This window comes from Maribacter sp. (assembly GCF_049667165.1).
Classification (GTDB): Bacteria; Bacteroidota; Bacteroidia; order Flavobacteriales; family Flavobacteriaceae; genus Maribacter_A.
This window is the reverse complement of sequence record NZ_JBATHS010000210.1, coordinates 1-6,406: the sequence shown is the minus strand read 5'-3', so window position 1 is coordinate 6,406 and position 6,406 is coordinate 1. Positions and strand designations below refer to the sequence as shown.

General features: G+C 42.3%; 4 protein-coding genes. All 4 read left to right on the top strand.

From position 1 onward, the window contains the following. Positions 1 to 2,342 (top strand): Ig-like domain-containing protein (locus tag WBM98_RS10370; protein WP_424365950.1); only part of this gene is annotated, 2,342 nt, incomplete at its 5' end. A gap of 15 nt (positions 2,343 to 2,357) precedes the next feature. Next, on the top strand, positions 2,358 to 3,308 hold the full coding sequence (locus WBM98_RS10365) for a PorP/SprF family type IX secretion system membrane protein (RefSeq protein ID WP_424365949.1): 951 nt from the start codon (positions 2,358 to 2,360) through the stop codon (positions 3,306 to 3,308). Between the two features lie 11 nt (positions 3,309 to 3,319). Then, a complete protein-coding gene (locus WBM98_RS10360) occupies positions 3,320 to 5,260 on the top strand; it encodes an OmpA family protein (protein ID WP_424365948.1) in 1,941 nt (646 codons plus the stop codon). A gap of 484 nt (positions 5,261 to 5,744) precedes the next feature. Next, positions 5,745 to 6,406 (top strand): hypothetical protein (locus WBM98_RS10355; RefSeq protein WP_424365947.1); only part of this gene is annotated, 662 nt, incomplete at its 3' end.

Sequence of the window (6,406 nt, the reverse complement as noted above, 5' to 3'; positions counted from 1 at the left end):
CGGAGGATGTGAACTATAGGGACCTTGACGATGACGGGGACGGCATCGACACCCCCAACGAGGACGCCGATCTTGACGGCGACCCCACCAACGACGACACCGATGGTGACGGCACGCCCGATTACCTAGATCCAAACGATGATGATGGTGCCAATATAACGGTATTAAAAATAGATGACTTTTTTGATGAGAATGGCGATGGCCTTTTCCAGGAAGGAGAGACTATTGATTATTCGTTTATAGTAACTAATACAGGTACCGTAGCCATTGGAAATATTACCATTACCGATCCATTGGTCGACGTATTAGGAGGTCCTTTGGCAATATTGGAGCCAGGAGCAATAGATGATACAACTTTTAGGGCAACATACATCATTACCCAAGCGGATATTGATAATGGAAGTTTTAGTAATTCGGCAACTGTAACCGGAGTTGTTCCGGATATTGGTCCAATAAGCAGTCTTTCTGATGATCCAGATGATCCTACCAATAGGGATATTGATGGCGATGGTAATCCTGATGATCCCACTGTGACGATATTTACTGCTGATACATCAATAGATGTGGTTGACGACACGGCCTCCACTGTGGAGGATACCCCTGTTACTGTTGATATTCTGGCGAATGATACAGGTATCCCTGAGGACGGGACACTGACCGTGACCGACCCAGAAAACGGAACCCTTGTGATCAACGATGGTGGTACACCCAATGATCCCAGCGATGATACGGTAACCTATACACCGAATGAAGGTTTTAATGGTACGGACACTTTCGAATATACCGTTTGTGACGCTCAAGAAAACTGCGATACGGCCACGGTGACCGTAACGGTTGGAACACCTCCTATGTTGGATGCTGTAGATGATACAGCCTCCACCGATGAGGACACTCCTACGGATATTGATATTCTGGCGAATGATACGGGTATCCCTGAGGACGGGACACTGACCGTGACCGATCCAGAAAACGGAACCCTTGTGATCAACGATGGTGGCACACCCAACGATCCCAGCGATGATACGGTAACCTATACCCCCGATGCGGGCTACAATGGTACGGACACTTTCGAATATACCGTTTGTGACGCCCAAGAAAACTGCGATACGGCCACGGTGACCGTAACGGTGGGAACACCACCTATGTTGGATGTTGTTGACGATACAGCCTCCACTGAGGAGGATACCCCTGTTACTGTTGATATTCTGGCGAATGATACGGGTATCCCTGAGGACGGGACACTGACCGTGACCGACCCAGAAAACGGAACCCTTGTGATCAACGATGGTGGTACCCCCAACGATCCCAGCGATGATACGGTAACCTATACCCCGAATGAAGGTTTTAATGGAACCGACACTTTCGAATATACCGTTTGTGACGCCCAGGAAAACTGCGATACGGCCACGGTGACCGTAACGGTTGGAACACCTCCTATGTTGGATGCTGTAGATGATATAGCCTCCACCGATGAGGATACTCCGGTTGATATTGATATTCTGGCGAACGATTCGGGTATCCCTGATCTTGATACACTTAGTGTTATGCAGCCGACCAACGGAACTGTGGTTATTAATGATGGTGGTACACCAGATGACCCCAATGATGATACCGTAACCTATACCCCGAATGAAGGTTTTAATGGTACGGACACTTTCGAATATACCATATGCGATGCATTGGAAAATTGTGATACGGCAACGGTTACTATAACTGTAGGCACGCCTTATGCTCAAATAGATGCTGTGGACGATGATTACAGTGGTATTTTTGTCGATGGCACTACGGGCGGTAACGTACCTAATAGTAATATATTTGACAATGATACTTTGGAGGGGGAAGCTTTGGATCCTGAGGATGTGATTTTGACATCCACCCCAACAGAACAATTGACCATTAATCCAGACGGCACTATTGACGTAGCACCTGATACTGCAGAAGGAATTTATACCATAGAGTATTCCATTTGCGAAGTAGCTAATCCAACCAATTGTGATACGGCCATTGTAACAGTTCAGGTAACCATAGCCGAGGAAGAAGCGATTTTGGTCAATCAAATGGTAACTCCCAACGGGGATGGAAGGAATGACTTTTTATTCATAAAAGGGGTTCGTAATGCGAAAAACAATTCCTTAAAGATTTTTAATAGATGGGGAGTTGCGGTATATGAGGGTAAAGACTATAACAACCAAAACAATGTATTCGATGGTAGGTCCAAAGGAAGGTCTACGGTAAGTGCGGAGGATTACCTTCCGTCGGGAATATATTTTTATATCTTTGAATACCAAAAGGATAATAGTAAAAATACTACTGATAGTGGTTATATCTATGTCAGTAAATAACATCTTATACTATTTATGAAATTTAGAAATAACATTGTAGTAGCATTGTTTGCAATACTGACCATTCAGGTGGTATCTGCCCAACAAGATGCCCAGTATACGCAGTACATGTATAATACCATGAGTGTTAACCCTGCATATGCAGGTTCAAGGGGGCAATTAAGCGTAGCCGCATTATACCGCTCGCAATGGGTAGGTTTGGATGGCGCCCCCACTTCCCAAACCTTGAACCTACACTCCCCTATTCGAAACAGTAAGTTGGGTTATGGTATTTCGATCGTAAATGATGAAATAGGAAATGGTGTGGTACAAGAAACGTTTTTCGATGCCGTACTATCCTATACAATAGATGTGTCTCGGGAAGGCAAACTTTCATTCGGCCTTAAAGCTGGCGGTAATTTATTGAACCTCGATTTTCAAGGCCTTCGTAATTTTGATGTTGAACCTGTCAATCAAGATAATATCGAGAATAAGTTTTCGCCAAACGTGGGCGTTGGGGTCTATTACCATACAAATTCTTTCTATGCGGGTCTTTCCGCGCCCAATTTATTGGAGACAAAGCATTTTGACAATAGTCAACAAGATTCCAACGATATTCAGTTTTTATCGAAAGAGCGGATTAATTTCTATTTGATAACCGGATATGTCATTGATTTGAACGGTGACCTGAAGTTCAAACCTGCCTTATTGACCAAGGTTGTAGGTGGGGCTCCCTTACAAGTTGATATATCGGCCAGTTTCTTATACAACGAGAAGTTTTCTTTCGGAGCGGCTTACAGATGGGATGCCGCATTGAGTGCAATGGCGGGTTTTCAGATATCCGATCAGTTGATGTTGGGATTGGCCTATGATAGGGAGACCACTGATTTAGGAGGTACTCAATTTAATGATGGGTCGTTCGAGGTTTTTTTAAGGTATGAATTGGTTAAATCGTTCCGAAACCTGGTATCACCTAGATTCTTCTAAAAGAAATTAAAATGATCAAAAGAAATTTAATAATTGGAATTGTTTTGGCATTCTTGGTCAGTCATACTACGTGGGCCCAAGAAAAGCTTATTACAAAGGCCAACCAGAAGTATCGAGAGTATTCCTTCAGTCCTGCCATCGATATTTACAAAAAGGTTCTTGATAAGGGTTTTGTATCGGCCGATTTGTTGAAGAATTTGGGTAATTCATATTATTTCAATGCGGATTATAAGGAAGCTGCGGAAACTTATAAACGTTTATTGTCTGATTACACTACCGATATCGGGCCAGAATATTATTTCAGGTACTCTCAGACCCTAAAAAGTCTGGGTAATTATGATGAGGCCCAGGATATGATGGACCAATTCAGTGAAAAGACCGCGGATGATGTTCGCGCTGGGATCTTTAAAAGTGAAAAGGATTATTTGGAAGAAATTAAAAAGAATTCCGGCAGGTACGAAATAAAGCCATTTGAATACAACACGCCATACTCTGAATTTGCCACTTCCTATTATAAGAAGGGACTTATTTTTTCATCGGATAGGGATACGGGGAATTTGGCAAAATATAGACACACCTGGAATTCCAAGGACTTTTTGGACTTGTACAAAGTGAATACCGATAGTTTAGATAACGATCTGGTCATTAAATTAGGCGATGATATCAATACTAGATTGCATGAATCGACCTCAGTAGTGACAAATGATGGCAAATACCTTTATTTCACTCGAAATAATTTTAAGGACGGTAAGTATATTACCGATGAAAATGGTATTATCCGATTGAAGTTATTGCGTGCTACCCTCATCGATGGAGTTTGGACGAACATAGAGGAACTTCCTTTCAATAGCGATTCGTATTCCACGGCACATCCCACTTTCAGTCCCGATGGGAAAACAATGTATTTCGCTTCCGATATGCCCGGTTCCTATGGTCAATCGGATATTTTCCGTGTTGCAGTGTACAATGATGGCAAATTCGGAACGCCGGAAAATCTGGGAAATACCATTAATACGGAAGCCCGGGAGACTTTTCCCTTTGTGACTTCAGAGAATGTACTATATCTATCCTCTGATGGCCATCCAGGACTTGGTGGGCTCGATGTATTTGCTACAAAGATCGATTCGGACGATTATAAAGGTGCTGTTGTGAATGTAGGGGAACCGGTAAACAGCAAAATGGACGATTTTACCTTCGTGTTCAAGGAAGATACCAGAACAGGGTATTTCGCATCTAATAGGGATGGGGGCCAAGGGGCGGACGATATCTATTCCTTTGTAGAAACCATACCCTTGAAACTTGTTTGTGATCAAGCCATATCAGGTACTGTAAGGGACAAAATCACCAATGAGGTTTTGGTTGGGGCAACGGTCAAGATTATTGATGAGAACAATAATGAAGTCTTGACGACCATTACGGATTCTGAAGGGGCGTATAGATTGTCGGCAGACTGTAATCGAGGAAATTTCGTAAGGGCCCTAATGCAAGGGTATGTGCCTTCAGAAGAGTATTTGGGGAAATCCGATGGTAAGCCCAATATCATTGATTTCTATTTGGAACGGGATCAGGTTACGGCAGGGTTCGGTGATGATTTGGCCAAATTACTGCAATTGAGTACCATCTATTTTGATTTTGATAAGTACAACATTCGTAAGGATTCGGAGATAGAGGTTGAAAAGGTAATTGCCGCTATGGAAAAATACCCAAGCCTTAAAATCAAGGTGAATTCACATACCGATAGCCGCGGACGTGATGCCTACAATCTTTGGTTATCGCAAAAAAGGGCAGAGTCAACAGTAAATTATATGATATCAAAAGGCATCTCCGAAGATCGATTAAAAGGCGAAGGCTTTGGGGAAACCAAATTGGTGAACCATTGTGAAAATGGGGTACGCTGTTCAGCAATTGAGCATGAAAAAAACCGCAGATCAGAATTTATTATTTTAGAATAATTATTTAGGATATAATATATAAATGCTGTTGTGAGAACAACAGCATTTATGTTTTTTAGGATTTCAATTTACCCGTTTACAGGGTGTTCATCGACGAAATTACCTTTTCGAAAGTCGTTTTTTATTTCTTATTTTATTCTTGCTCACACCACAATTGCCGTTATTCACTATCCCTTTAGGCTACTATACAACAAATTTTAGGTGTGTAGCAACTCCTTATCTACTTTTAACCTGGATTACTTATGCACTTAAGATTGAAGAAAATAGAAATTATTGAGGACATGATATTCATAATAAAATATTTCGCAAAACTATTGCAAAAGCTAAGCCTAAACCTAAAAGTTTAATTTTCAACCCCATGAAATTTCATCTTATGGCCAAATTCTTATTGTTAATAAAGATTGTTTTCGTTCCAGTTTTCGGATGGATGATAAAGACGCGCCAAACAATCAGCAATAGAAACTTTGTTGCCACATGCCTCTTCATGTTTACTCTTTTGATTAGCATTAATGGTTATGGACAAGTAACAGTGACTTCCCAGGTTTCGGATGACAATGATGATGCTGAGGAACGAGTGTCTGACGGGAATATGAGTAGGGGGAGCTCCGATTTGGAGTTGACTAGTGATGGAGGAACTAACCAATTGGTAGGTTTACGATTTAGGAATATCAACGTTCCACAGGGAGCAACTATCGTTAGTGCTGATATTCAGTTCACTGTCGACGAAACCGATTCTGGTTCAACATCCGTCGTTATAAGGGGGCAGGACGCAAATGATCCAGGGAATTTTTCAAATAGTGATGACGATATATCCGACAGAACATTGACCTCAGCTTCGGTGGCCTGGAACAATATTCCAGCTTGGAATTCCGTAGGTCAGTCAGGAGTCGACCAACAGACTCCAAACCTAGGTACCATTGTACAGGAAATCGTAAATCGGGGAGGTTGGAGTAGCGGGAATGCTATGGTTTTTGTAATTACGGGTTCAGGTGAACGTACAGCCGAATCCCATGATGGCAGTTCCTCACGGGCACCGGTGCTTACAATCGTTTATTCCACTGGCCCAGCAATAAGCATAGGCGATGTTACTGTAAACGAAGATGATGGTACCGCGGTGTTCACGGCTACCCATATTGGCACAAATAC

Bases quoted from the DNA above. Each gene is read 5' to 3' on its own strand.
- WBM98_RS10365 (WP_424365949.1), top strand. From the start codon at position 2,358: ATGAAATTTAGAAATAACATTGTAGTAGCATTGTTTGCAATACTGACC.
- WBM98_RS10360 (WP_424365948.1), top strand. From the start codon at position 3,320: ATGATCAAAAGAAATTTAATAATTGGAATTGTTTTGGCATTCTTGGTC.